Annotated in this window: 24 protein-coding genes; 15 read left to right on the plus strand and 9 right to left on the minus strand. The window is 71.5% G+C overall.

The annotated features are described in order from the left end of the window. Positions 1-284 precede the first annotated feature (284 nt). Both ACWDY5_RS31460 and ACWDY5_RS31465 read right to left on the minus strand, forming a co-directional pair. Positions 285-2,873: a glycoside hydrolase family 3 protein gene (locus ACWDY5_RS31460; protein WP_449725797.1), complete on the minus strand. Its 2,589-nt coding sequence runs from the start codon at positions 2,871-2,873 to the stop codon at positions 285-287. A gap of 226 nt (positions 2,874-3,099) precedes the next feature. Next, complete coding sequence (locus tag ACWDY5_RS31465) at positions 3,100-3,666, minus strand: TetR family transcriptional regulator (RefSeq protein WP_449725766.1); 567 nt, start codon at positions 3,664-3,666, stop codon at positions 3,100-3,102. 118 nt (positions 3,667-3,784) lie between these two features. Between ACWDY5_RS31465 and ACWDY5_RS31470 the strand changes: the two genes are divergently transcribed. Continuing rightward, a complete protein-coding gene (locus tag ACWDY5_RS31470; protein WP_449725767.1) occupies positions 3,785-4,669 on the plus strand; it encodes an LLM class F420-dependent oxidoreductase in 885 nt (294 codons plus the stop codon). Positions 4,670-4,672: 3 nt separating this feature from the next. Here ACWDY5_RS31470 and ACWDY5_RS31475 read toward each other — a convergent pair whose 3' ends face one another. Beyond that, complete coding sequence (locus tag ACWDY5_RS31475) at positions 4,673-5,146, minus strand: MarR family winged helix-turn-helix transcriptional regulator (protein ID WP_449725768.1); 474 nt, start codon at positions 5,144-5,146, stop codon at positions 4,673-4,675. Between the two features lie 57 nt (positions 5,147-5,203). On the opposite strand from ACWDY5_RS31475, the gene ACWDY5_RS31480 reads away from it, so the two are divergent. Both ACWDY5_RS31480 and ACWDY5_RS31485 read left to right on the plus strand, forming a co-directional pair. Then, positions 5,204-5,512: a GNAT family N-acetyltransferase gene (locus tag ACWDY5_RS31480; RefSeq protein WP_449725769.1), complete on the plus strand. Its 309-nt coding sequence runs from the start codon at positions 5,204-5,206 to the stop codon at positions 5,510-5,512. After that, positions 5,512-6,453 (plus strand): pirin family protein, encoded by a 942-nt coding sequence (locus ACWDY5_RS31485; protein ID WP_449725770.1) that lies wholly within the window; start codon positions 5,512-5,514, stop codon positions 6,451-6,453. Before ACWDY5_RS31480 ends, ACWDY5_RS31485 begins: the two co-directional genes overlap by 1 nt. Positions 6,454-6,617: 164 nt before the next feature. Here ACWDY5_RS31485 and ACWDY5_RS31490 read toward each other — a convergent pair whose 3' ends face one another. After that, positions 6,618-6,893 (minus strand): PLD nuclease N-terminal domain-containing protein, encoded by a 276-nt coding sequence (locus ACWDY5_RS31490; protein ID WP_449725771.1) that lies wholly within the window; start codon positions 6,891-6,893, stop codon positions 6,618-6,620. 183 nt (positions 6,894-7,076) lie between these two features. Here ACWDY5_RS31490 and ACWDY5_RS31495 point away from each other — a divergent pair, with 183 nt between their 5' ends. The 8 genes from ACWDY5_RS31495 to ACWDY5_RS31530 are packed head-to-tail and all read left to right on the plus strand — an operon-like array spanning position 7,077 to position 15,322. Next, on the plus strand, positions 7,077-8,393 hold the full coding sequence (locus ACWDY5_RS31495) for a hypothetical protein (RefSeq protein WP_449725772.1): 1,317 nt from the start codon (positions 7,077-7,079) through the stop codon (positions 8,391-8,393). Then, the gene (locus tag ACWDY5_RS31500; protein WP_449725773.1) at positions 8,393-9,691 is read left to right on the plus strand and encodes an extracellular solute-binding protein; all 1,299 of its coding nucleotides are present in this window, start codon (positions 8,393-8,395) and stop codon (positions 9,689-9,691) included. Before ACWDY5_RS31495 ends, ACWDY5_RS31500 begins: the two co-directional genes overlap by 1 nt. Further along, a complete protein-coding gene (locus ACWDY5_RS31505; protein ID WP_449725774.1) occupies positions 9,688-10,581 on the plus strand; it encodes a carbohydrate ABC transporter permease in 894 nt (297 codons plus the stop codon). The genes ACWDY5_RS31500 and ACWDY5_RS31505 overlap by 4 nt, the downstream gene beginning before the upstream one ends. Continuing rightward, on the plus strand, positions 10,578-11,462 hold the full coding sequence (locus ACWDY5_RS31510; RefSeq protein ID WP_449725775.1) for a carbohydrate ABC transporter permease: 885 nt from the start codon (positions 10,578-10,580) through the stop codon (positions 11,460-11,462). The genes ACWDY5_RS31505 and ACWDY5_RS31510 overlap by 4 nt, the downstream gene beginning before the upstream one ends. Positions 11,463-11,470: 8 nt before the next feature. Beyond that, on the plus strand, positions 11,471-12,559 hold the full coding sequence (locus tag ACWDY5_RS31515) for an ABC transporter ATP-binding protein (protein ID WP_449725776.1): 1,089 nt from the start codon (positions 11,471-11,473) through the stop codon (positions 12,557-12,559). Next, positions 12,556-13,500, plus strand: a complete 945-nt coding sequence (locus tag ACWDY5_RS31520; protein WP_449725777.1) for an acetylxylan esterase — start codon at positions 12,556-12,558, stop codon at positions 13,498-13,500. Before ACWDY5_RS31515 ends, ACWDY5_RS31520 begins: the two co-directional genes overlap by 4 nt. Beyond that, complete coding sequence (locus ACWDY5_RS31525; protein WP_449725778.1) at positions 13,497-14,270, plus strand: acetylxylan esterase; 774 nt, start codon at positions 13,497-13,499, stop codon at positions 14,268-14,270. Before ACWDY5_RS31520 ends, ACWDY5_RS31525 begins: the two co-directional genes overlap by 4 nt. Further along, the gene (locus tag ACWDY5_RS31530; protein ID WP_449725779.1) at positions 14,267-15,322 is read left to right on the plus strand and encodes a hypothetical protein; all 1,056 of its coding nucleotides are present in this window, start codon (positions 14,267-14,269) and stop codon (positions 15,320-15,322) included. Before ACWDY5_RS31525 ends, ACWDY5_RS31530 begins: the two co-directional genes overlap by 4 nt. Here the strand turns inward: ACWDY5_RS31530 and ACWDY5_RS31535 are convergent. Further along, complete coding sequence (locus tag ACWDY5_RS31535) at positions 15,306-16,139, minus strand: LLM class F420-dependent oxidoreductase (RefSeq protein ID WP_449725780.1); 834 nt, start codon at positions 16,137-16,139, stop codon at positions 15,306-15,308. The two genes, ACWDY5_RS31530 and ACWDY5_RS31535, sit on opposite strands and share 17 nt — an antisense overlap. 60 nt (positions 16,140-16,199) lie before the next feature. On the opposite strand from ACWDY5_RS31535, the gene ACWDY5_RS31540 reads away from it, so the two are divergent. Both ACWDY5_RS31540 and ACWDY5_RS31545 read left to right on the plus strand, forming a co-directional pair. Then, positions 16,200-17,099, plus strand: coding sequence for a LysR family transcriptional regulator (locus ACWDY5_RS31540; RefSeq protein ID WP_449725781.1), 900 nt, complete (start codon positions 16,200-16,202; stop codon positions 17,097-17,099). 21 nt (positions 17,100-17,120) lie between these two features. Beyond that, positions 17,121-18,284: an acyl-CoA dehydrogenase family protein gene (locus ACWDY5_RS31545; protein WP_449725782.1), complete on the plus strand. Its 1,164-nt coding sequence runs from the start codon at positions 17,121-17,123 to the stop codon at positions 18,282-18,284. 1 nt (position 18,285) lies between these two features. On the opposite strand, the gene ACWDY5_RS31550 is transcribed toward ACWDY5_RS31545, so the two are convergent. Next, a complete protein-coding gene (locus ACWDY5_RS31550; protein ID WP_449725783.1) occupies positions 18,286-19,029 on the minus strand; it encodes a 3-oxoacyl-ACP reductase family protein in 744 nt (247 codons plus the stop codon). A 112-nt stretch (positions 19,030-19,141) separates the two neighbouring features. Between ACWDY5_RS31550 and ACWDY5_RS31555 the strand changes: the two genes are divergently transcribed. Further along, on the plus strand, positions 19,142-19,738 hold the full coding sequence (locus ACWDY5_RS31555; RefSeq protein ID WP_449725784.1) for a TetR/AcrR family transcriptional regulator: 597 nt from the start codon (positions 19,142-19,144) through the stop codon (positions 19,736-19,738). A 4-nt stretch (positions 19,739-19,742) separates the two neighbouring features. Here ACWDY5_RS31555 and ACWDY5_RS31560 read toward each other — a convergent pair whose 3' ends face one another. Then, complete coding sequence (locus tag ACWDY5_RS31560; protein ID WP_449725785.1) at positions 19,743-20,219, minus strand: DUF2000 domain-containing protein; 477 nt, start codon at positions 20,217-20,219, stop codon at positions 19,743-19,745. Positions 20,220-20,290: 71 nt separating this feature from the next. On the opposite strand from ACWDY5_RS31560, the gene ACWDY5_RS31565 reads away from it, so the two are divergent. Further along, entirely contained in the window at positions 20,291-20,758 is a 468-nt protein-coding gene (locus ACWDY5_RS31565; RefSeq protein WP_449725786.1) for an Lrp/AsnC family transcriptional regulator, read from the plus strand. Here ACWDY5_RS31565 and ACWDY5_RS31570 read toward each other — a convergent pair. After that, a complete protein-coding gene (locus ACWDY5_RS31570; protein ID WP_449725787.1) occupies positions 20,755-22,836 on the minus strand; it encodes a discoidin domain-containing protein in 2,082 nt (693 codons plus the stop codon). The genes ACWDY5_RS31565 and ACWDY5_RS31570 overlap by 4 nt on opposite strands. 16 nt (positions 22,837-22,852) lie before the next feature. After that, positions 22,853-24,022: an MFS transporter gene (locus tag ACWDY5_RS31575; protein ID WP_449725788.1), complete on the minus strand. Its 1,170-nt coding sequence runs from the start codon at positions 24,020-24,022 to the stop codon at positions 22,853-22,855. Positions 24,023-24,033: the final 11 nt, after the last annotated feature.

The following is a 24,033-nucleotide window of genomic DNA, read 5'->3' on the forward strand; positions in this document are numbered from 1 at the left end:
GCCGGTGAGCGCGTGTCCGGGGAACAAACCGGACGGCAACCGCTTTGCTCGCACATGCGACTGTCGATCCGGGCCGCTCTGGCCACCCTCCCGCTGCTGGGCGCGACGCTGCTCGCCCCGCAGGCCTCGGCCAGCGGAACTGGCGCAGCACCGCCAGGGCCGAGGTGGCCAGGTGCGCCCTGCTGCTGACCAGGCTGACCGCGCACATCCGCGGCCAGCAGTAGCCGCGACGACGAAGCCCCGCCCACCGGTTGGCAGGCGGGGCTCCGCGATATCCGTTGCGGCTAGGTGAGATCACCGCACTTGCGGGCGTCCGGATCACCGGCCGCCTTGGGCACCCAGCGCACGTTGGCGAAGGAAGCCTGGAACGCGCCCTCGGTGTAGACCAGGAACGGCGTGTTGACCGCCTCCAGGTCCAGGCCCTTCTCCGCGAAACAGGACACCGGGATCTTCACCGTCTGCTTCTGACCCACGGGCAGGTCAGTGAACAGCTTGGTCGCCGCCACCTCGCCCTGGCACGGGTAGCCGCAGTGGGTGGAGATCACCGTGCGGCTGGCCGGGGCCTTGCCCACGATCACGTCGAAGACCAGCGCGCCGTTGGCGTTGCCGTACCCGCGCAGGTCCTCACCGGGTGCGGGGGCCTGCATGTACAGCTGGCCGGGCGCGGTGCCGTTCCAGGTGGTCTTGAGACCGTCGCCCTGCACGCTGACATCGGTCGGCTCCACCGCGATCGAGGCGTGCGCGGCCGTGCCGTCCGGGCCGATCTCGGTGCCACCCCAGTTCTCCGGCGACCCGAGGTAGCCCTTGAACGGCGCGATGTCCTTGCGCACGAACACTTCCAGGTCCTCTTCCGCGGTGCCGCCACCGGGCGGGGAGCAGCTCTCCGGCGAGGTCTCATCCAGCTTGCCGACGTTGCCGGTCTCCCAGGAACGCAGGCCGTAGCCGTACCTGAACAGCGGGTCGTAGTCCTTCTGCTCGGCGTTGAGCGGCGTCTGGCAGGCCGCCTTCGGCCAGGAGTAGGACAGCTTGCCCTGGTAGCCCAGACCGGTGTGCCTACCGCGCACCAGCATGTCCGCCACGCCCGCGCCCTCGGTGCCCGGCAGCCAGGCCGCCACGAACGCCTCGGAGCGGTTGAGCTCCTTGTTCACGTGCAGCGGACGGCCGGCGACGTAGACCGTCACCACCGGCGCGCCCTTGCCGGCGACCTTGTCCAGCACGGCCAGGTCCTCGGGAAACAGCTTGGCCGCCTCCAGGGAACGCTTGCCGATGTCACCGGTGCCCTCGGCGTAAGGGGTCTCGCCGATGACCGCGATGACCGCGTCGAACTTCGACGGGTCGACGTTGTCGGCCTTCTCGCTGAAGGTCACGTTCGCCTCGCCCAGCGCGCCCTTGAGCCCGCCGAGGATGGTGGTGCCGTTGGGGAAGTCGGCGTTGGTGTTGCCGGTGCCCTGCCAGGTCAGCGTCCAGCCGCCGGTCTGGTTCTGCATGCTGTCCGCGCTCTTGCCGACCACCAGCACCTTCGACCGCGGCGAGAGCGGCAGCACGCGCTTGTCGTTCTTCAGCAGCACCTGCGACTTGCGCACCGCCTCGCGGGCGATCTCCTTGGCGCGCTGGGCATCGGCCTTGCCCGCGTGCTCACGCTCCGAGGGCTTCTTCGCCTCGAACAGGCCCGAGCGCAGCTTGACCCGCAGGATCCGGGTGACCGCGTCGTCGATGCGCGCCATCGGGATCTCGCCGCTGTTGACCTGGGCGATGGTGTTGGTGATGAAGGCCTTCCACTCGTGCGGCACCATGAACACGTCGATGCCCGCGTTCACCGCCCGCGCGCAGCTGGCGTTGGTGCAGCCCTCGACCTGGCCGTGGCCGTTCCAGTCCGAGACCACCAGGCCGTCGAAGCCCATCTTGTTCTTCAGGACCTCGTCCACCATCAGCTTGGAGCCGTGGAGCTTGCCCTCCTTGATGCCCAGCTCCTCGTTCGTCCAGCTGTTGAACGAGATCATCACGCTCTGCGCGCCCGCGGCCAGCGAACCGTAGTAGCCCTGACCGTGGGTGTTGATCATGTCGGCCTTGGCCGAGGAGTTGACGCCCTGGTCCTTGCCCTTGTTGGTGCCGCCGTCACCGATGAAGTGCTTGGCGGTGGCGATCACCCCGTCGGAGCCGATGCCGCGCGGGTTGTTGCCCTGCAAGCCCCTGGTGGCCTCGTAGCCGTAGGCGCGGGTGATCCGCGGGTCCTCGGAGAAGCCCTCGTAGGTGCGGCCCCAGCGGTCGTCCTTGACCACCGCGAGGGTCGGCGCGAACGCCCAGTCCTGGCCGGTGGCGCGCACCTGCTCCGCGGTGGCCTCGCCGATGTCGCGGACCAGGCAGGGGTCCTGCGCGGCGCCGAGGCCGATGTTGTGCGGGAAGACGGTGGTGCCGAAGACGTTGTTGTTGCCGTGCACCGCGTCGATGCCCCAGATCACCGGGATCTTGGTGCGGGACTCCTTGGCTGCCTGCCAGTAGGCGTCGGCCAGGTCCAGCCACTCCTTGACGGTGGCGTGCTTGTTCTTGCCGGGCCAGGAGCCGCCGCCGTTGAGCACGGTGCCGATGCCGTACTCCTTGACCTCGGCCGGAGTGATCGCGGCGATCTCCGGCTGGGTCATCTGGCCGACCTTCTCGGCCAGCGTCATCTCCGCGACCATCTTGGCGATCCGCCGCTCGTCCGCGGCGTTGCGCCCGATGTTGCTCTTGACCTTGGGCCAGTCGGCGAAGGCGGGCAGCTTGTCCTGGATGCGGGCGCAGCCGTCCCAGCCGAGGTCGGGCTTGCCGACCACGGGCTGCTTGGTTCCTGCGGTGGCCTCCGGCTCCGGCGTGGCGCTGGCGATGCCGCCGGCCATGCTGACCCCGAGCAGCACGGCCAGTCCGATCCGACAGGCGCGAGAGCCAACCGACGATCTTCTTGCCATGAACGATCCGTTCCTTGAGGCGGAAGTTGCGGAGTGTTACGGCGCGGGCCTGGGAAAGCCGCGCCGATCCTCACCGCCGGCTGACATCCGTGTCAAGGGTTTCGTGGAAGCGCTCTCGCAGGCGGCTGCCCGCGCATTCGGACTAGCGCTTGATCACTCAGAGACGGGTCAGCTGCCGGACGGCTTCGGTCACCGTCTCCCGGCGCGCCTTCTTGGTGGTGACGAACCGGGTCGAGGCGGCGTCTGGGTTGCCCGCGGTCCACATGGTCGCCAGCACCAGCACCAGGCTCAGCAGCCCGGCCGCCGGGATGTGGCCGGGCAGCCTGCCGTCGGCCTGGGCGGCGGCGATGGCGGCGATCTTGTCCCGGTGCGCGCGCAGCACCTGTTCGGGCAGCGGACCGTCCGCGCCGCGTTCCAGGCGGTGCCAGGCGGACAGGCGCACCACCTCGGGGGACTGCCAGAACCGGTCGAAGAGGCGGCCCGCGTAGCCGGGCAGGTCGTCGGCGTCGATCGGGACCGCGTCCACGGTGCCGGTGACCAGCAGGTCGTAGGCGGCGTCGAAGAGCTGTTCCTTGTTGCCGAAGTAGGAGTAGATCATCGCCTTGTTGGCCTTGGCCTGCTCGGCGATCCGGTCCACCCTGGCGCCCGCGATGCCGTAGGCGGCGAACTCGGCGATCGCCGCGTCCAGCAGGCGTTTCTTGGTCTGTTCCGCATCGCGTGCCACGCGCGCAGGGAAACAGCCTGCCGTCGCCTTTGTCAACAGAACGGTTGGTTGTCAGCCGGGCGGTGCAGTCCATTGTGGACTTGACCTGGAGTGCGCTCCAAGGTCTAGCGTCGAGGGCATGCGACTGGGTATCCACCTCACCACCTTCAACCACCCCGAGGATCCGGCCGGGCTCGCCGCCGAGCTGGCCGCCACCGGGCGGGCCGCCGAGGCCGCGGGCGCGGAGACCCTCTCGGTGATGGACCACTACTTCCAGATGGAGCAGAACGGGCGCGCCGAGCACCCCATGCTGGAGGGCTACACCACCCTCGGCTTCCTGGCCGCGCACACCACCTCGGCCCGGCTGGGGCTGCTGGTCACCGGGGTCACCTACCGCCACCCCGGACTGCTCGCCAAGATCGTCACCACCCTGGACGTCCTCTCCGGCGGCCGGGCCTTCCTCGGTATCGGCGCCGCCTGGTACGACCGCGAGCACCGGGGCCTCGGCGTGCCGTACCCGAGCACCGCCGAGCGGTTCGAGCGGCTGGAGGAGACGCTGCGGATCTGCCGGCAGATGTGGGACCCGGCGGACAACGGGCCGTTCGAGGGCAGGCACTTCCAGCTGGCCGAGACGCTGAACTCCCCGCCCGCGCTGAGTTCTCCGCGGCCGAAGGTGCTCATCGGCGGTGGCGGTGAGCGCAAGACGCTGCGCCTGGTCGCCCAGTACGCCGACGCCTGCAACCTGTTCGCCACCTCGCCGGAGGAGGTCGCGCACAAGCTGTCCGTGCTGGACGCGCACTGCGCCGACCTGGGCCGGGACCCGGCCGAGGTCCAGCGCACCATGCTCTACCGCAGCGAGGCCCTCAACGACGGGGACCTGGACCAGGCTGCCAAGGACCTGGCGGTCTACGCCGACATGGGGATCAGCACGGTGATCCTGGTGCCGCCGGGGCAGGGCAGCCCGGCGGAGTGGATCGAGCGGCGGTGCGTGCCGCTGGCCCCGAAGCTGGCCGAGCTGGGCTGAGCCTCAGGCCGGCGGGGGTTCGGCCTCGGCCAGGCGGGCGAGCACCGCGGCGGAGATCTCGGTCAGTGCGCTCAGCTGGGCCGGGGTCAGCGCCTCGGCGAAGTAGCGGCGCACCTCCCGCACGTGCAGCGGCGCGGCGGCCTCGATGGTGGCCCTGCCCTTGGCGGTGAGGGTGGCGAAGGCGCCGCGGCCGTCGGTGGGGCACTCCTCGCGCAGCACCAGGCCGCGCTCCTGCATCCGGCTGATCTGCTTGGACAGCCTGCTCTTCTGCCAGCGCAGCTCGAAGCCGAGCTCGTTGAGGCGCAGCCTGCCCTGGGGCGCCTCGGACAGGCCGACCAGCACCGCGTAGTCGGCGTCGGAGAGGCCGCTCTGCCGTTGCAGCTCGCGGGCCAGGTGCGACTGCAGCCGGGTCTGCATGGCCATGAAGCCGCGCCAGGCCTGTTGCTGCCGCTCGTCCAACCAGGGATCACCTGCCATGGTGACCACTATACTGATCTGGTTGACATGGAAACCATGGCTGGTTAGCGTCGGGGCATGGCCGAGCAGGACGCAGCTGTCGAGGTGCACCGGGCGGAACAGGCGAACCGGTACGAGCTGACCGTGGACGGCGAGCTCGCCGGGTTCGCCGCCTACGAGGAGCGGGACGGGCGGACCTACTTCACCCACACCGAGGTCTTCGACGCCTTCGGCGGCCGGGGCCTGGGCAGCGTGCTGGCCGAGCGGGCGCTGGCCGATGCGGTGCGGCGGGACCGGGAGATCGTGCCGCTGTGCCCGTTCATCGACCGCTACCTGCGCCGCCACCCGGACTTCACCGGCCGGGTGGCCCGGCCCGGGCAGGCGTGATGAGCAACCTGGACGCCACGCCCGCGATCACCCCCTGCCACGCCGGACCCGGGGCGGTGACCGAGCTCCTGGCAGCCAGGGAGGTGCCGCTGGGCGGGCTGCGCGCGATGCGGGTGCGCCGGGTGCTGCCGCAGCGGGCCCGCTCCACCGTGGGCGCCTGGTGCTTCCTGGACGAGTTCGGCCCGCAGCGGCTGGAGATGACCGTGCTGCCGCACCCGCACACCGGGCTGCAGACCGTCACCTGGCCACTGGCCGGGGAGATCCGGCACCGGGACACCGTCGGCTCCGACGTGGTGCTGCGCCCAGGACAGCTCAACCTGATGACCGCGGGACACGGCATCGCGCACTCGGAGTTCTCCGTCGGCGCGGACCCGCTGCTGCACGCGCTGCAGCTCTGGGTCGCGCTGCCCGCCGCCAGCGCCGGCGTGGCCCCGCACTTCGAACAGCACCTCGACCTGCCGCGGTTCACCGGCGTCGGCGCCGAGGCGGTGGTGTTCATGGGCGAGCTGGGTGGCGTGCGCTCGCCCGCGACCACCTACACCGAGCTGGTGGGGGCCGAGGTCGCCCTCGCACCCGGCGGCGGCCGGCTGCCGCTGCACCCGGACTTCGAGCACGCCGTGCTGGTCATCGACGGCACGGTGCGGATCGACGGCGTGGAACTGGCCGCGGGGCCGCTGCTCTACCTCGGCCTGGACCGCGAGCACCTGGAGATCGACAGCGCGGCCGGCGCGCGGCTGGTGCTGCTGGGCGGCGTGCCGTTCCCGGACGACCTGGTGATGTGGTGGAACTTCGTCGGCCGCACGCACGAGGACATCGCCGCCGCCCGCGAAGCCTGGGAGTCCCCCGACCCGGCGCGCTTCGGCGTGATCGCGGCGCACCACGGGGAGCGCATCCCGGCCCCGGCCCTGCCGACCGTTCGGCTGACTCCCCGCCGCCGCTGACCAGTGTCGTGAGTCGGAAGTGCGCCAGCGGTCTCGACGGCCCAGCTTCCCGCTGACCGCACCGCGGGAAAGCCCACGTACAACCCGGTACGAGGGCTTCCCCTCGGCACGCCCAGCGGAAAGCTGGACCGCCGATACCGCCACCGCACTTCCGACTCACGACACTAGCCGGTGTAGACGCCCTGCTTCACCAGCTTGGCCGAGCGGCCGAAGATGAACCAGCCCAGGCTGCCCAGGAACGGATAGGCCAGCGCGACCACGATCCACAGGAACTTGCCGCCGCCGGTCAGCCGCTGGTGCCGCAGGATCGAGATCAGCGCGAAGATGAACAGCAGCAGGTACAGGATCCCGAGGATCCCGCCGGTGACGCCGAAGACGATGCCGAGGATGCGGTCCAGGGTGTCGTCGGGGCGGTCTTGCGCGAGGACGGTGAGCGACATGCCCGGAAGGTAGGGCCGCGACCCCGAACCGGCCCGCCCTGACCCGCAAGATCAACCGAACGAGTGGCCGGCAACCCCTCGATCGGCGCTGTCGCCGTCCGCGCCCGGCTGGCTACGCTCTGGCCACCGCGACAAACGAACCATTTGCGAACCTGGTGCGGAACACCGGCGGCGAGGTGGGTCATGGAAACGGTGCTGGGGCTGGTCTTCCACGCCCAGGGGCTGGCGGCCTTCCGCGCGGCCGCGGGCACGCTCGCCGGGGTCCGGCTGGAGTGGGTCACCTACCAGCGGGAGGCCGAGATCCGGCCCGCGGTGGCGCAACTCCTGGCCAGCCGGCACATCGACGGCCTGCTGCTGGGCCTGGTGCCCTACACCGAATGCCGCGACCTGCTGCCGCCCGAGCTCCAGGTCGCGGTCACCAAACCGGTCGCGCTCGACCTGGCGCTGATGTTCTGCCGCGCCCAGGCCCGCGGCTGGCCGCTCACCCCGGCCAGCATCGACACCTTCGACACCGAGACCGTGGACGAGGTCGCCGCCGCGCTCGGCGCCGACCGCGACCGGATCGCCGTGCTGCCCTACGCCACGACCAGCTCCGCCGCCGAGATCACCGCCTTCCACCGCGAGTTCCAGGACAAGGAGCCAGGGGCCTGCGTGCTGACCCTGCGCACCGCGGTGGCCCGCGAACTGGGCGGAACCCGGCTGATCACCACCGACCAAGTTCTCTCCACCATCCGGGCCCGGCTGCACGAGCTGGTGCTGCGCATCGAGTCCGAGCGGGCCAACGCCCAGCGCTTCGCCGCCGGCGTCTTCCTGCTGTCCACAAAGGACGGTGCGGTGGACCTGGACCGGGCCCGGGTGCGGCTGCTCAACCTGCTGGTGCAGACCAGCGACTTCGCCGACGCCTGGATCGAGAACCGGGACCGGCGCGGGGTGGTGGTCTTCGCCCACCACGCGCTGTTCGAGCGGATCACCGACCACTGGGTGTCGGTGCCCATCCTGGGCCACGCCGAGGCCGCGCTGGGTTTCCGGGTGGTGGCCGGGTTCGGGGTCGGCGCCTCGGCCCGCAACTGTGTGCTGCTGGCCGAACGCGCCGCCGCCCGCGCCGAGGCCGAGGGCGTCTCCTGCGGCTACCTCATCGAGGACAGCGGCGTGATCATCGGCCCGATGGGCCGGTCCCAGCCCGCGCTGGCCTTCGCCTACCGGGCGCACACCGCCGAGCTGGAGACCCTGGCCCGCGGCGCCGGGCTCAGCACGGTGACCCTGTCCCGGCTGGCCGCGCTGGAGAAGACCTTGCACGGCAAGGCGATCGCGCCCAGCGACCTGGCCGACTCGCTGGGCATCACCGATCCCAGCGGTCGCAGGCTGATCCGCAAGCTGCTCGCCTCCGGGCTGGTCCAGTCCGACGGCACCGCGCAGCATCACCGCAAAGGCCGCCCGACCCGGCTGTACCGGCTGGCCATCGGGGAGGCGGTCGAGGCGGTCCGGGGAAGGGAGTCGTGATGGGGATGTCCCGCCGCACCCTGCTCACCGCGGCCGCCGCGCTGCCCCTGCTCGGCGCCTGCGGCGGGGCCCGCGCGCGCACCGGCGCGGTGCGCTTCGAGGGCTGGGACTACGAGGCGAGTCTGGTGCAGCAGAACCTGGACAGCTTCGGCAAGGCCAACCCGGACCTGCGGATCGAGTACACGCCGATCACCAGCTCGCAGTACGTGCGCAAGGTGGTCGCCGAGTTCACCGGCGACAACGGGCCGGACGCGCTGTACTGCTACGACGACTCCCTGGCCAGCTGGGCCCAGGCCGGCTACCTGCAACCCCTGGACGGGCTGCCCGGCGTGGACGAGGTGTACCAGGGGCTCTACGAGTCGAACGCGAAAGCCTTGACCTACCAGGGGAAGCGCTACGGGCTGCCCTACTACACCGACTCGCACGGCCTGCTCTACAACGCCGAACTGCTCGCCAAGGCCGGCATCAGCACACCACCGGTCAGCCTGGACGAGCTGGAAGCCCAGGCCCTGCGGATCAAACAGGCCGGGATTTTGCGCTATCCCATCGGGTTTCCCGCCCAGCTCTCCGACACCTGGGCCAGCTGGACCTGGTCGCTGCTCTACGCCAGCGGCGGCACCCCGTTCACCGACGACCTGCGGCCCAACGCCGCCGGAGACCCGGCGGTGCGCGCGGTGCTGGACTGGGTGCGGCGCGCGGCCACCGTCAGCAAGGTCATCGACCCCGCCTCCCTGCAACAGACCCCGGTGCCGCTGGACAACGCGTTCATGGCCGGGCAGTACGCCTTCACCATCGGCGCCCGCTACGCCGTGCGCGCCTACAACGACCCGGCCCGCTCCAGGATCGCCGGGCGGGCCAAGCTCGGCTACGTGCCCAGCCTGGACGGGCGGCGGCTGGGCACCGTGGGCAACACCAGGATGTACTGCCTGGCCGCGCACACCCAGGTCAAGGAGCAGGCCTACCGGCTGCTGCGCTACCTCGGCGGCTACAACGAGCAAGGGGTGCCGGTCACCGCCCGGTTCTGGTTCCTCAAACGCGGCCTCGGCTTCGCCTTCCGTGCCCTGGAACGGGATCCGGAGATCACCGCCGAGCTGGCCCGGTTCACCGACCCGGCCGTCTACTCCGGGCTCGCCGCGATCGCCAAGTCCCGCAACGTGCTTTCCGTGCCCTGGTACGCCGAGTACGAGCACGGCATGCAGAAGACCATGCAGCGGCTGCTCACCGACCAGAGCGACGCCGCCGAGGCGGCCACCGCGCTGGATGACAGCGCGGGCCTGCTCGCCCGGAGGTACTCGTGAGCCGCCGGCCCTGGAGCGACACCGCGCGCGGCTACGCCATGAACGCCCCGGCGCTGCTGGCCCTGCTGCTGCTGGTGGCCTACCCGATCGGCTACTCGTTCTGGGTGAGCCTGCACCGGGACAACCTGGCCCAGCCCTCGGTGCGCAAGTTCATCGGCCTGGACAACTACCTGTCCCTTGTGGACGATCCCGCGTTCCTGCGCTCGCTGGCGGTCTCCGCGCTGTTCGTGCTCACCGTGGTCGGCGCCACCGTGCTGCTCGGCCTGGCCATGGCCATGGTGCTCAACGAGACCTTCTTCGGCCGCGGTGTGCTGCGCAGCCTGGTGCTGCTGCCCTGGGCGATGCCCGGCGTGGTCAACGGACTCATGTGGCGCACCGTCTTCGATGCCAAGACCGGCGCGCTCAACGGTCTGCTCACCGACCTGGGCTGGATCGAGGAGTACCAGGCCTGGCTGTCCTCGGCCACCGGCGCGTTCCTGCTCACCGCCTTCGCCCAGGTCTGGAACACCCTGCCGTTCGCGGTGATCATCCTGCTGGCCGGGCTGTCCACCATTCCGGGCGAGCTCTACGACGCGGCCACCGTGGACCGGGCCGGACCGTGGCAGCGCTTCCGCGAGGTCACCCTGCCCTGGCTGCTGCACCCGCTGCTCATCGTGCTGATCCTGGAGACGGTGAACGCCTTCCGCGCCTTCGACACCATCTACGTGCTCACCGGCGGCGGACCCGGCGATGCCACCGGCACCGTCGCCCTGCTCACCGTGCAGCGCGTGCTCGGCTACACCGACGTCGGCCTCGGCAGCGCCTACGCCTGGGTGATCACGCTGATCACCATGGTGATCTCGGTCGGCTACGTCGGGCTGCTCTACCGGCGAGGGAGCTTCGAGGTATGACCAGAGTCCCGCTCCGCTACCGGATCCCCTGGCGCAAGATCCTGGTCTCCGTGCTGGCCCTGGTCTTCGCCGCCTACCTGGTGCTGCCGTTCTACTGGATCGTGGCGATGAGCTTCATGACCGAGGCCGACGCGAACTCCCTGCCCCCGCAGTGGATCCCGGAACACCCGACCCTGGAGAACTACCGCGCCTTCGCCGACCCCACCGCCGCGCAGGCCCTCCTCGGCTCGCGGGCGGTGAAGGAAACCCCGTTCGCGCTGGGCAACAGCCTGCTGGTGGCCACCCTGACCGCGCTGCTCAACCTGCTGCTCGCGGTCTTCGCCGCCTACTCCTTCTCCCGCATCCGCTTCCGCGGCAGCCGGGTGCTGCTCATCCTGTACCTGGTCACCAGGATGGTGCCGGGGGTGGCCATCATCGTGCCGTTCTACCTGCTGATGCGGCAACTGGACCTGCTGGACACCTACTGGGCGCTGATCCTGTCCTACACCACCTTCGCGCTGCCGGTGACCATCTGGGTGCTCAAGGACTTCTTCCGCGCGGTGCCGCGGGAACTGGAGGACGCGGCCAGGGTGGACCGCTGCGGGTGGCTGCGCACCATGTGGTCGGTGGTGCTGCCGATCTCCGCGCCCGGACTGGTCGCCGCCGCGGTGTTCTCCTTCATGACCGCCTGGAACGAGTTCATGTTCGCGCTGTTCCTCACCAGCACCACCGCGGCCAAGACCATGCCGGTGATCGCGGCCAACTTCGCCACCGACCTCAACACCCAGTTCACCGTGATGGCCGCCTCCGGCGTGCTCGCCGTGCTGCCACCGCTGGTGCTGGTGCTCATCTTCCAGCGGCTCATCGTGGCCGGCATGGCAGCCGGTTCGGTCAAGGGATAGGAGGGCCGATGGCCGAGGTACGCCTGGACGCGGTGCGCAAGGAGTTCGGCCGCGCCACCGCCGTCGACGACCTCACCCTCACCGTGCGGGACCGGGAGTTCCTGACCCTGGTCGGCCCGTCCGGCTGCGGCAAGTCCACCACGCTGCGGATGATCTGCGGCCTGGAACGGCCCAGCGGCGGCGAGATCTACTTCGACGACCAACCCGTCGGCTACCTGCCTGCCAACAAACGCGATGTGGCCATGGTGTTCCAGAGCTACGCGCTCTATCCACATCGGACGGTGGAGCAGAACATCGGGTTCGCGCTGAAGATGATGCGGGTGCCCAGACCGGTGGTGGCGGAGAAGGTGCGGGTCGCGGCCGAGGCGCTCGGTATCACCGACCTGCTCGATCGCAAACCCCGCGAGCTCTCCGGCGGGCAGCGGCAGCGGGTCGCGCTCGGCCGGGCCATCGTCCGCGAGGCCGGGGCGTACCTGCTGGACGAGCCACTGTCCAACTTGGACGCCCAGCTGCGGGTGCACATGCGTGCGGAGATCAAGCGCCTGCACGCCGACCTGGCCCGCACCTTCATCTACGTCACCCACGACCAGGTCGAGGCGATGACCATGTCCGACCGGATCGCGGTGATGGCCGGCGGGAAGCTCCAGCAGTGCGCGCCGCCGGAGGAGATCTACCAGCGCCCGGCCAACCGGTTCGTGGCCGCGTTCATGGGCAGCCCGCCGATGAACCTGCTCTCCGGCGAGGTCCGCGACGAGGACGGGGTGCGCCGGTTCCGCGGCGGGGGAGTGGTGCTCGACCTGCCCCCGGCCGCCGCCGGCCTGCCGACCGGCGCGGTGGACCTGGGCATCCGGCCGGAGCACGTGCGGATCGCCGACCTGCCCAGGCCGGGTTACCTGCCGGGGCGGGTGTTCGTGGCCGAGCTGCTCGGCTCCGACGTGCTGGTCACCGTCGAGGTCGGCGGCACCCTGGTCAAGGCCAGGGTGCCCGCGCCGTTCCTGTTGCGCCAGGACAGCTTCGTGCACATCGGACTCGACCCGGCCGAGATCCACCTGTTCGCGACCGAGGACGGCCGCGCGCTGACGAGAGGACGACCGTGACCGCCACCAACACGGCCCGGGACCCGGCCAACGCGGTGATCACCGTGCCCAGGCCGCCGGACTTCACCGAGTTCTGGGCCCGGACCCTGGACAGCCTGCCCGACCCCAACCCCACCTTGGCCCACCTGCCCTCGCTGTCCACCGGCACGGTGGCCGTGTTCGACCTGCGCTACACCAGCTACCAGGACGTCGAGGTCGCCGCCTGGTACGCGGTGCCCCGCGCCGAAGGCCGTGTTTTCCCTGGCCTGGTCACGATCCCCGGCTACATCAGCGAACCGGACGTGCCCCGCCGCTGGGCCGAGCTCGGCTACGCCACCATTTCCGTGGCCCCGCGCGGAAAACTCCGCTCCAACGCGGTGGTCAACCCCGGCTACCCCGGCCTGCTCACCCACCACATCGTCGACCACCACACCTACGGCTACCGCGGTTTCTACGCCGACGTGGTCCGCGCCCTGGACGTGCTCGCCGCCCGCCCCGAGGTCGACGCGCAGCGGATCGGCGTGCAGGGCTCCAGCCAGGGCGGCGGACTCGGTATCATCAGCGCCGCGCTGCGCCCCGGCCTGGTGCGCTGCTTCGCCGCCGGCGCGCCGTACCTGTGCGGCATCTGGGAGGCCGCCAAGCTCACCCATTCCTATCCGTACGAGGAGATCACCGAGTACCTGCGGGTGCACCCCGGCCGCGCCGAGGCCGTCCAGCGTTCGGTGGCCTACTACGACGGGATGAACTTCGCGCCGCTGGTGCGCTGCCCGTCCTACGTCTACCTCGGCCTGGAGGACGACGTCTGCCCGCCGGAGACCGGGTTCGCGGTGTTCCGCGCACTGGGCGGGGACAAGGTCCTGGACACCTACGAGGGCTGCGCGCACCACGCCGGACTGCACTGGGTGCGCGCCAAGTTCGAGGCCTTCCTCGCCCGGCACCTGAACCCGGAGGCGGTGGCATGACCGAGTTCGACGCCTACTGGCAGGCCGTGGACGCCGAACTGGCCGAGGTCCCGGCCCGCCCGGTGCTCACCCCGGTCCCCGCCCGGTCCACAGTGGACTTCACCGCCTACGACGTGCGCCTGACCAGCATCGGCCCGTACCGGATCTTCGGTTACCTCAGTGTGCCCACCGGCCACGGCCCGTTCCCCGCGGTGCTGGAGACCCCGCGCTACGGCAGCGTCAACCAGCCGCCGCACTACCGGGACCGGCTGCGCTACCTCACCTTCACCGTGATGCACCGCGGCCAGCGCCTGGCCGACGAGCCGTTCCAGGCCGCCTACCCCGGACTGGCCACCCTGGGCATCGAGGACCCACTGTCCTTTGTGTACCGGGGAATAGTCGCCGATTGCCTGCGCGGCGCGGAGTTCCTGCTGAACCGCCCCGAGATCGACCCGGCCAGGGTCGCGGTCACCGGTGACGACCTGGCCCTGCTCACCGCCGCCCGCCGGTCCCGGTTCACCGCAGTGCGCAGCTCCGGGCCACCCGAGGTCGAACCCGAGATCGCCGACCACCTGCGCCTGCATCCGGAACAGGCCGAACGGATCCGGCACAACAGGTCCTTCTTCGACCCCGACCGGCACGCCGAGTCGATCAACGCCAACGTCCTCCGCGTCGGCAGGGACTACCGGCTCACGCACCGGGACGCGGTGGACGACGCGGCACTGGACTCCTGGCTGGCCGGACAGCTCGGCGTGGCCCCGATGTCGAAGTTCGGCCTGGTCCCGCGATGACCTACCAGGACCTCGGCATCCGGCCGGTGATCAACGCCGCCGCCACCCTGACCGCCCTCGGCGGCTCGGTGCTCGCACCCCCGGTGGCGGCCGCGATGACCGAGGCCGGGCGACACTTCGTCGACCTGGCCGAACTGCACCGCAAAGTCGGCGACCGGCTCGCGGCACTGACCGGCAACGAAGCCGGATACGTCACCTGCGGGGCGTGGGCCGGGACCGTGCACGCGGTCGCCGCCTGCCTGGTCGGCACCAACCTCGACCTGGCCCTGCGGCTGCCGGACACCAGCGGGCTCGCGCGGGACGAGGTCGTGGTGTTCCCCGCACAGCGCAAGGGATACGAGGAGGCGGTGCGGCTCACCGGGGCCAAGCTGAGCACTAAGGTCGGGCCGCGCACCGCGGCGGTGCTCTGGTACGCCGGGCCGCGGTTCGCCGACGGGGCCCCGGGACTGGCCGAGGTGGTGGCCACCGGGGTGCCGGTGATCGTGGACGCGGCCGCGCAGATCCCGCCGATCGCCAGCCTGTGGCGGCACACGGTGGAGCTCGGTGCGGCGGCGGTGGTGGTCAGCGGTGGCAAGGGGTTGCGCGGGCCGCAGTCCTCCGGGCTGGTGCTGGGCAGGCGGTCGGTGATCGAGGGCTGCCGGGTCAACGGCTCGCCGCACCACGGGGTCGGTCGCGGGATGAAGGTGGGCAAGGAGGAGCTGCTCGGGCTGCTGGCGGCGGTGGAGTGGTCCCTCGCCCAGGACGAGACCTCGGTGCTGGCCGGGTACGAGGCGGTGGTGGACCGGTGGCTGGCCGGGCTCGCCGGGTTCCCTGGAGTGGAGCGCGGCTATCCCAGCGAGGCCGGGCAGCCGCACTCCAGGGTGATCGTCCACATTGGACCGTACCGGAACCGGGTGGTGGCCGGGTTGCTGGCCGGGGACCCGAGGATCGCGGTGGGCGTGCTGGGAGAGGAGGCGATCGCGCTGAACCCCCAGACCGTCGCCGAGCACGAGGTGGAGCCGGTGCTCACGGCGGTGCGGCGGGCGCTGACCGCGGTCAGCCCAGCTTGCTGAACTCCTCCATCTCCCTGGCGATCTCCGCCGGTCCCGCCCCCTCGGTCGGGAACAGCACCAGCTCGTCCACGCCCAGTTCGCGGTAGGCCTCGGCCTCGGCCCGGGTCGGCGCGGCGGGGGCCTGGACCAGGTGGATGCGCAGGCGGCCGAGGCGTTCCGGCCGCTCCACCTGGTCCGCGGCCTTGCGCAGGCCGTCCAGGCTGCGGCGCAGGTCGTCGGCGTTCCCGGCGATGCCGTACCAGCCGTGGCCGCGGGAGACCGCGCGGCGGTAGGCGGCCGGGCTGTGACCGCCGACCACGATCCGCTGACCCGCGGGTTTGGGGTGGGCGTCCACGTTGGCGAAGCTGGCGAACTTGCCGTCGAAGGCGGGGGCGGGCTGCGTCCACAGCGCGTGCATCGCGTCCAGGTACTCATCGGTGCGGGCGCCGCGCTCGGCCATCGGCACCCCGACCGCGGTCATCTCCGGTTCCAGGTAGCCCGCGCCGACACCCAGGGTGAACCGGCCGCCACTGAGGTGGTCCAGGCTGGCCACCTGCTTGGCCAGCACCACCGGGTTGCGCTGCGGCAGGATGACGATCGCGGTGCCCAGCTGCAACCGCTCGGTCACCGCGGCGACGAAGCTCAAGTGCACCAACGGGTCCAGGATCGGATCCTGGGGGTTCATCGGCACGTCAGCGGTCGCCGGGCTGGGTAGCACCACGTGGTCGCTGGCCCACCAACCGCGGAAACCCAGGTCCTCGGCCAGTCGTGCCAGCCGGGTCGTCTCCGCCGGGCCCACCGTGTTTCGCAGGTTCAGGCCCTGCACGCTTAGATCCATGCCGCCATCGTCTGTGCGATTTCTCGCCGCGTCCAAGACCTGTTGTTATAGCCTGTTGCTATGGAGCCTCACCTGCGTGACCTGCGCTACTTCGTGGCCGTCGCGGAGGAGCTGAGCTTCACCAGGGCGGCCACCGACCGGCTGTTCATCGCCCAGCCCACGCTCAGCCGCCAGATCCGGCAGCTGGAGACCCAGCTGCGGACCGAGCTGTTCGACCGGGACCGCCGCACCGTCGCGCTCACCCCGGCCGGCTCGGCGCTGTTGCCGCTGGCCAGGGAGATGCTGGCGCAGTGGGAGCAGGCCAGGCGGCAGGTCGGCGAGGCGGCCTCCTGCTGTGACACCGTGCTCACCGTCGGTTTCCAGACCCGCATCGGCCGCGGCCTGATCCCGACCGTCACCGCGCGGCTGGGCGCGGTGCTGCCGCAGTGGCGGCTCAGCTTCCGGCAGGTCAGCTGGACCGACCCGGCGGCCGGTCTGCTGGACGGGCAGACCGACGTGGCCATCGGCTGGCTGCCGGTGCCGCCCAACGCGGGCCTGTCCTGGAAGGTGGTCAGCACCGAACCGCTGTGGGCCGCGCTGCCACCCGCCCACCGTCTGTCCACTTCGGACAGTGTGTCGTTCGCTGAGCTGGCGGGGGAGCCGTTCGTGGCGCTGCCCCCGGCCGCCGGGCCGCAGCGGGACTTCTGGCTGGGCACCGCGCACCGGGACCGGCCCGCGCTGATCGGGGTGGAGGCGGCCACCGCGGAGGAAAGCTTCGAGGCGGTCGCCGCCGGACTCGGCGTCAGCCTGCTCGCCGCGGGCAACGTCGAGCTGTACCAACGGCCGGACGTGTGCTGCCGCCCGGTCACCGGCCTGCCGCCCGCCCAGCTGGCGGTGATCTGGCGGGCCGAGGACGACCGGGAGGCGGTCCGGGTCTTCGCCGACTCCTGTGTGCACTGCCTGTGTCAGCAGGCAGCCTGACCGAGGCGACTGGGGGGCACGATGACGAGCGCGGCCGAACTACTGGCCAGGGCGGCCGAACTGCGGCCGCTGATCAGCGACAACGCCGAGCAGGGCGAACGGGACCGGCGGATCCCGGCGGAGACGCTGGACGCGCTGGTTTCCGCCGGGCTGTTTCGGCTGGTCCAGCCGAAGGACTACGGCGGGCACGAGCTGTCCATGGCCGAGCTGCTGGAAGTCTGCGCCACGGTCGCGGAGGCCGACGGGGGCACCGGGTGGGTGCTGACCCTGAGCAACATCGGGGCCTGGGTCGCCGGACTCTTCCCCGAGCGGGCGCGGGAGGAGCTGTGGGGCGCGGACCCGGAGGCGTTGATCTGCGGCGCGTTGCCGCCGACCTCGACCAGCCGCAAGGTCGAGGGCGGGTACCGGCTCACCGGCCGCTGGCACTGGAGCTCCGGTTCCTGGCATGCGAGCTGGGCGGTGCTGGGCCTGCCGCTGACGGATGACTCCGGCGCGGTGGTGGACCAGGGAATGGCCCTGGTGCCCAAGGCGGAACTGGGGTTCGAGGACACCTGGGACATGGCCGGGATGCAGTCCACCGGCAGCAACTGCCTGATCGCCGAGGACGTGTTCGTGCCGGCGCACCGCATCATCTCCCTGTCCGAGGCGGTCCGCGGTGAGCTCGGCGTGCACCACCCCCGCTACCGCGCCGGTTTTGGCCCCACGCTGACCCTGGTGCTCGCCGCCCCGCAGCTGGGCATGGGCCGGGCCGCGCTGCGGATCGTGCGCGCGGCCGCGGACACCAAGGCCGTCGCCGGCACCACCTACGCCCGGCAGACCGACTCGGTGGCCTTCCAGCTCCAGCTGGCCGAGGCCGCCACCCGCCTCGACACCGCGCACCTGCACACCTTCCGGGCTGCCGCGGACCTCGACGCGGCCGCCGCGCGAGGTGTCCACCCGGACCTGGTGACCAGGGCCAGGGTCCGGGCGGACACGGTGTGGGCGATCGAGCAGGTGCGCCAGGCGATCGAGCTGCTGCTGACCGCGCACGGCGCCAGCGGTTTCGCGCACAGCAATGCGCTGCAACGGATCTGGCGGGATTCCGCGGTCGCGGCCCGGCACGCGTTCGCGGTTCTCCCGGTGGGGCTTGAGGTCTACGGCAAGGCGCTGCTGGGCCGGGACGACCAGATCGCGCCGGTGTTGTGACTCAGGCCCCGTAACCGCCGTCCACGTCCAGGCTGGTGCCGGTGATGAAACTGGACTCGGGACCCGCCAGGTAGGCCACGAAGCTGGCCACCTCCTCGACGTTTCCGTAGCGCGGCAACGCCATCAGGCCGCGCATGGTGTCGGAGTGCGGGCCGTCGGCCGGGTTGCCCTCGGTGTCCACCGGGCCGGGCTGCACGTTGGTCACGGTGATGCCGCGCGGGCCGAAGTCGCGGGCCAGGCCCTTGGTGAGGCCGTCGATGGCGGCTTTGGCCGCGGCGTAGACCGAGCCGCCGGGCACCGGGATGCGGTCGCCGTTGATGCTGCCGATGGTGATGATCCGCCCGCCCTCGCGCAGGTGCCGGCTCGCGGCCAGCACGGCCACGAACACCGCGCGCACGTTGACCGCGAAGGTGCGGTCGAAGTCGGCCACGGTCAGCTCGTCCACGGTGGCCCAGCGGCCGCCACCGGCGTTGTTGACCAGGATGTCCAGCCCGCCGAACTCGGTCACGGTCTGCTCGACCGAGGCCACCACCTCCGCCTCGGACGCCGAGTCCGCCTTGATCGCCACCGCGCGCCCGCCTGCCTCGGTGATGGTGGCCACCACCTGCCGCGCCCGCTCCGGCGAGCTGGCGTAGGTCAGCGCGACCGCCGCGCCCTCCTTGGCCAGGCGGATCGCCACCGCCGCGCCGATGCCCCGCGAACCACCCGTCACCAACGCGACCCGTCCCGCCAGCTGCTGTGCCATGCCGTGCTCCCCATCATTGCTTATCGGTCGGTACACATTTAAGGCTGGCGGCCGGACATGGTCAAGCTTATTCTGTACCGAGTGGTATTCGTTACGGTGACGGAGGTGTGCGATGCCCGCCGGACGGCCTCGTGAGTTCGACGTGGACGCGGGACTGGACGCCGCGCTGCGGGTGTTCTGGCGACAGGGCTACGAGGGCGCCGCGCTGACCGACCTGACCGAGGCGGTCGGGGTCAACCGGCCCAGCCTATACGCCGCCTACGGCAACAAGGCCGAGCTGTTCCGCCGCGCGCTGGCGCACTACTCCACGCACTACGCCACCCACATGCGCGAGTCGCTGGCCCAGCCGACCGCGCGGCAGACCGCCGAGGTGTTCCTGCGCGGCGCGGTCCGGGTCACCACGGCCAAGGGCTGCCCTCGGGGCTGTCTCGGCGTGCAGGGCGCGCTGGCGGTCGGCCCGGACCACGACGGCATCCGCCAGGAGCTGTTGGACTGGCGGCGCGAGGGCGAACGCGCGCTGGCGGCCCGCTTCCGTCAGGCCCGGGCCGACGGCGAGATCGCGTCCACAGTGGACTGCGCTGACCTCGCCCGCTACGTCAGCGCGGTGGCCTTCGGCATCTCGGTGCAGGCCGCGGGCGGCACCAGCCGGGCGAAACTGGACCGGGTGGTGGACCTGACGCTGCGGGCCTGGGACGGCATGGTGGCCTGAAACCTCAGCGCAGCAAGGGAAGCCCGCCGACCAGCTTGTCCACCCGGTTGCGCGGCCCGACGATGGCCAGCGCGCGGTAGCGGATGTCCTCGGCGGCCAGGGTGGCCAGCGCGTCCTGGTACTCGTCGTAGACCCGGCCGTTCTGCGCTACCTCGGACATGTCGGCGATGAGCATGTCCGGCCGGTCCTGTGCCTTGGCCCGGATCCGGCTCAGTCGCTCGGCGCCGGCGGCCAGGATCGGGCAGCCCAGCCAGGGCAGTCCGGGATGCACGCTGCCGGAGCCGTCCTTGCTGTCCGGGCCGAGCACGTTGGGCAGGGCCCGGCCGATCACCGCGCCCAGGCAGGCGGTGGCGTTGGCGATCAGCCCGATGGGCAGCTCGGGATCGACGGCCATGACCCACTTGATCCGGGTCTGCCGGGTGGACTGGTCGGTGCGCAGTTCTTCGGTGACCAGCTCAGTTGGCGTGACAAATGCGGACATGAGACTGGATGCTAGGCACTCGCGCGTTAGTATCGCTGCTCAATCGAACTTAATTCGGAGAGAAGCCGACAATGGACAGGCTCGACGAACTAGATCAGGCACTGCTGCGGGAACTCCAGCGAGATGGTCGGCGCACCAACCGCGAACTGGCTGCGGCCACCGGCGTCTCCCCGTCCACCTCGCTGGAACGGGTCCGTGGCCTGCGCGAGCGCGGCGTGATCCGCGGCTTCCGCGCCGAGCTCGACCTGGACAAGATCGGCCGCCCGGTGCAGGCCCTGATCGCGGTCCGGCTGCGCCCGCCGTCCCGCCCGCGCATCGAGGCCTTCCGCGAGTGGGTCACCCGGCTGCCGGAGACGGTCGGCGTGTTCGTGGTGACCGGCGGCGAGGACTTCCTGATCCACGTCGCGGTCCCGGACAACCACAGCCTGTACGCCTTCGTGATCGACCGCCTGACCGAGCGGCCGGAGGTGGCCGACGTGCGCACCAGCGTGGTCTACGAACACATCCGCAGCGCGGTGGTCGATCCCGCGGAAAGCTAGGGGGCGCGCCAGGACTGGAAGGCGGTCAGGCCGAAGGCGACACCGGGTCTTGGGGTGCCGACCACTCGTAGGGCGGTCGTTTCCAGCGGTGGGAAGGTGATCCTGGTGAGGTCGTTGCCGATCGGGGTGGCCGGGGTGCGGTGCTGGGCGGGGATGTCCTGCCAGCTGCCGTCGGGGAGGCGGTGTTGCAAGGCGAAGGCCGCTGGGGGCTGGACGCCGCCGCGGTCGTCGTAGAAGTACAGGCGGACGTCGGAGACCATGGCGGGGCGGCCGAAGTCGATGGCCAGCCAGTCCTGCGGGTTGGTGGAGCGGTAGCTGGTCCAGCGGGTGGTGGGCACGTCCAGGAAGTGGTTCTGGCCGTCGTTGGCGCGGCGGGGATCGTCGCCGGGGTTGGCGTAGGAGGCGGTGGCGGCGGGATGGCCCTGGGCGGTGGGGTTGGCCGCGTCGTCGACCAGGTGCGGCAGGGGCCGACGGGGGCCGTCGGGGACGGGGAGGCGGAGCGGGCCGGGAGTCGGGCGGGCGGCGACCAGCTTGCCGTCGAGGTAGACGCGGAAGCCCTTGCCCTGCTTGTACTTCGCGCCGTCCTTGTCCCACAGCACGGTCAGGTTGCGGCCGTGGTAGGGCAGGTTCTCCAGGGCGAAGTGGGTCCAGTCGGCCGGGGTCAGCGGATGCAGCAGGACGGAGCTGTCCAGCTGCGGGCGGACGCCGAGCAGGCCGGAGAGGACCAGGTCGGTGTAGGTGGAGTGGTTGTAGTCCTGGCTGTGGCCCGGCGTGTCGTACATCCACTGTGGACGATCGGGGTGGTGCGCCTCGGCCACGTGCGGGCGGCCGTTCTTGTACTGGGTGAGCGCGTAGCGGCGCAGCGCGGTGTAGTAGTCGTCCTTGTCCACAAAGGACTGGCGGGGGTAGTCGATGAGCAGGTTGGCCAGGCCGGTCAGAGTTTGGCTGGTGGCGTAGGGCCAGCTGGGGCCGTCCCAGCGGCAGCAGCCCTGGTCCGCCTCGTGCATGAACCAGCGGCTGCGCCGTTCCACCGTGGGCGGGCCGTAGGGGGCGTCGAAGCCCTGCGGGTCGGTGAGCTGCGCCCAGGCCGGGGCGTTCGCGGCCGGGGCGGTGTGGAAGGCCCAGGGGACGAAGCCGATCTGCTCGCGGTCGGCGATCTTGCGGCGGTCCGGGTTGTCATCCCGCATGACGTGCTTGTAGAAGGCCGAGTTCGAGTCCCACAGCCATTTTTCCTGTGCGGCGGACAGCTCGCGGGCACGCTGGGTGAAGTAGGCGGCGGTGGTGTGGTCGCCGGTGCGGCGGGACAGGGCGGCGATCGCGCGGGCGTCGGCGATCTGGTAGGTGTTGAGCGTGGGGCGGAAACCGTCGCCGCCGTGGTACGGATCGGGGCTCTGGTAGGAGCTCGCGGTGTACTCCATGGCGTCCCACACCGGGGTCTGCCAGTACAGGCCGGTCCCGGTGTCGAACTGCGGCGACCAGCGGTCCCAGTGGCGGCGCAGCTCCGGCAGCAGGCCGGTGGCGAACCGCCAGTCCCCGGTGACCGAGGCCCGCGCCACGGTCGCGTCGGCCAGCCAGCTGGAGTACTGGTGCGCCCAGTCGGTGGTGTTCTTGTTCAGGAACTCGGTGGCCGGCTTGGGCCCCGCGCCGCTGCCGCGCAGCCAGTAGCGCAGGTAGTCGTCCAGGTAGCGGGTGTCGCGCAGCCAGCGGCCCTCGTAGACGTGGTGCCCGGCCGCGGCCACGATCCCGCCGTTGGGCGCGGAGTAGCCGACCGGGCCGAGGAACTCGCTGACCAGCCAGCCCTCGCGCGGGCCGGTGTTCTTCAGCGCCTCCTGGAAGACCTTCCACCGGTAGTAGTAGATCTCCTGCACCTGGGCGTCCGGCAGGTCCACGAACGGGATGTTCGCCTTGAACCAGCCGGGTTCCGGCAGGTCGCCGAGCAGCCGGTCCTGGTCCAGGAACCGGGTCCCCGCGCCCACCGCCGGGTACGGGTCGGCGGCCGGGGCCGCGTGGCCGGGGCTCGTGCCGAGGCCGAGCGCGAGGCAGGCCGTCAGCACGAGCGCGGCGAAACGTCGTGGCATGACTGGGATTCTGGCGTTACCGGGTGACGGCCGGGTCCTGGTGGCCGACAACGGTCAGCCCCGGTTCGGGCAGGCGGCGGCCCAGCAGCCAGGCCGCGGCGGGCAGCAAGGCCAGCAAGGCCAGGGTGAGCTGCAACGAGGTGACGTCGGCGAGCAGGCCGAGCAGCGGGGCGAACGCGCCGCCCGCGCTGACCGCCAGGCCGAGGGTGAGGCCGCTGGCGGTGCCGATCCGGTTCGGCAGGTAGTCCTGGCCCAGCGTGACGTGCAGCGAGAACGGCACCGCCAGGGCGAGCGCGGTGGCCGCGACGAAGGCGTACAGCGCGGGACCCGGCACCAGCGCGATCCCCGCCATCGCGGGAACCGCCGCGGCATAGGCGATCCGCAGCACCCGCACCCGGCCCCAGCGGCGGGCCAGCCTGCCGCCGAGCACCGTGCCCAGCGCGCCACCGACGTAGAGCACGGTCAGCGCGGCCGCGCTCGCCGCAGGGCTCGCGTGCACCCGCTGCAACACGAACAGCCCGAGGAAGGTGCTCAGGCCGAGATAGCCGATTGAGCGCAGCACGACGATGGCGGACAGGGTGCGGAAGGCGGGCCAGTTGTCCTTGCCCGGCTTGGCGGTGCGCGCGCCGCGTGCGGGGGAGTGCTTGCCCAGCAACGGAAGTGTGGCCAGCAGGCCGAGCGCGGTGAGCACCAGCAGCAGCGGGGTCGCCCGCAGGCCGCCGATGGCCAGCACCGGGGCGGCCAGGATCGGGGCGAGGGCGAAGCCGATGTTGCCGCCGACGGAGAAGGTGCTCATGCCGACCGGGTCGCCGCCGGTGATCGCGCGGGCCAGCCGGGCCGCCTCCGGGTGGTAGGCGGCCACGCCCAGCCCGCTCAGCGCGACCGCGGCGAAGGTCAGTGGGTAGCTCTCGACCAGTCCGGCCAGCGCGATGCCGAGCCCGGCCAGCACCAGGCCGGCCGGGGCCAGCCAGGGCAGCGGGCGCCGGTCGGTCCACAGCCCGAACAGCGGCTGCACCACCGAGGACAGCAGGCTCGCGGCCAGCGCCAGCCCGGCGACCGCGACATAGCCGTAACCGCGTTCGGCGACCAGGAACGGCACCAGCACCGGTACCGCGCCCTGGAACAGGTCGACGCTGCCGTGCCCGGCCGCCAGCAACAGCGTGGGCACCCGTGGTGAAGTCCGCATGGCCTCAAGCG

This window comes from Crossiella sp. NPDC003009 (genome assembly GCF_053591555.1).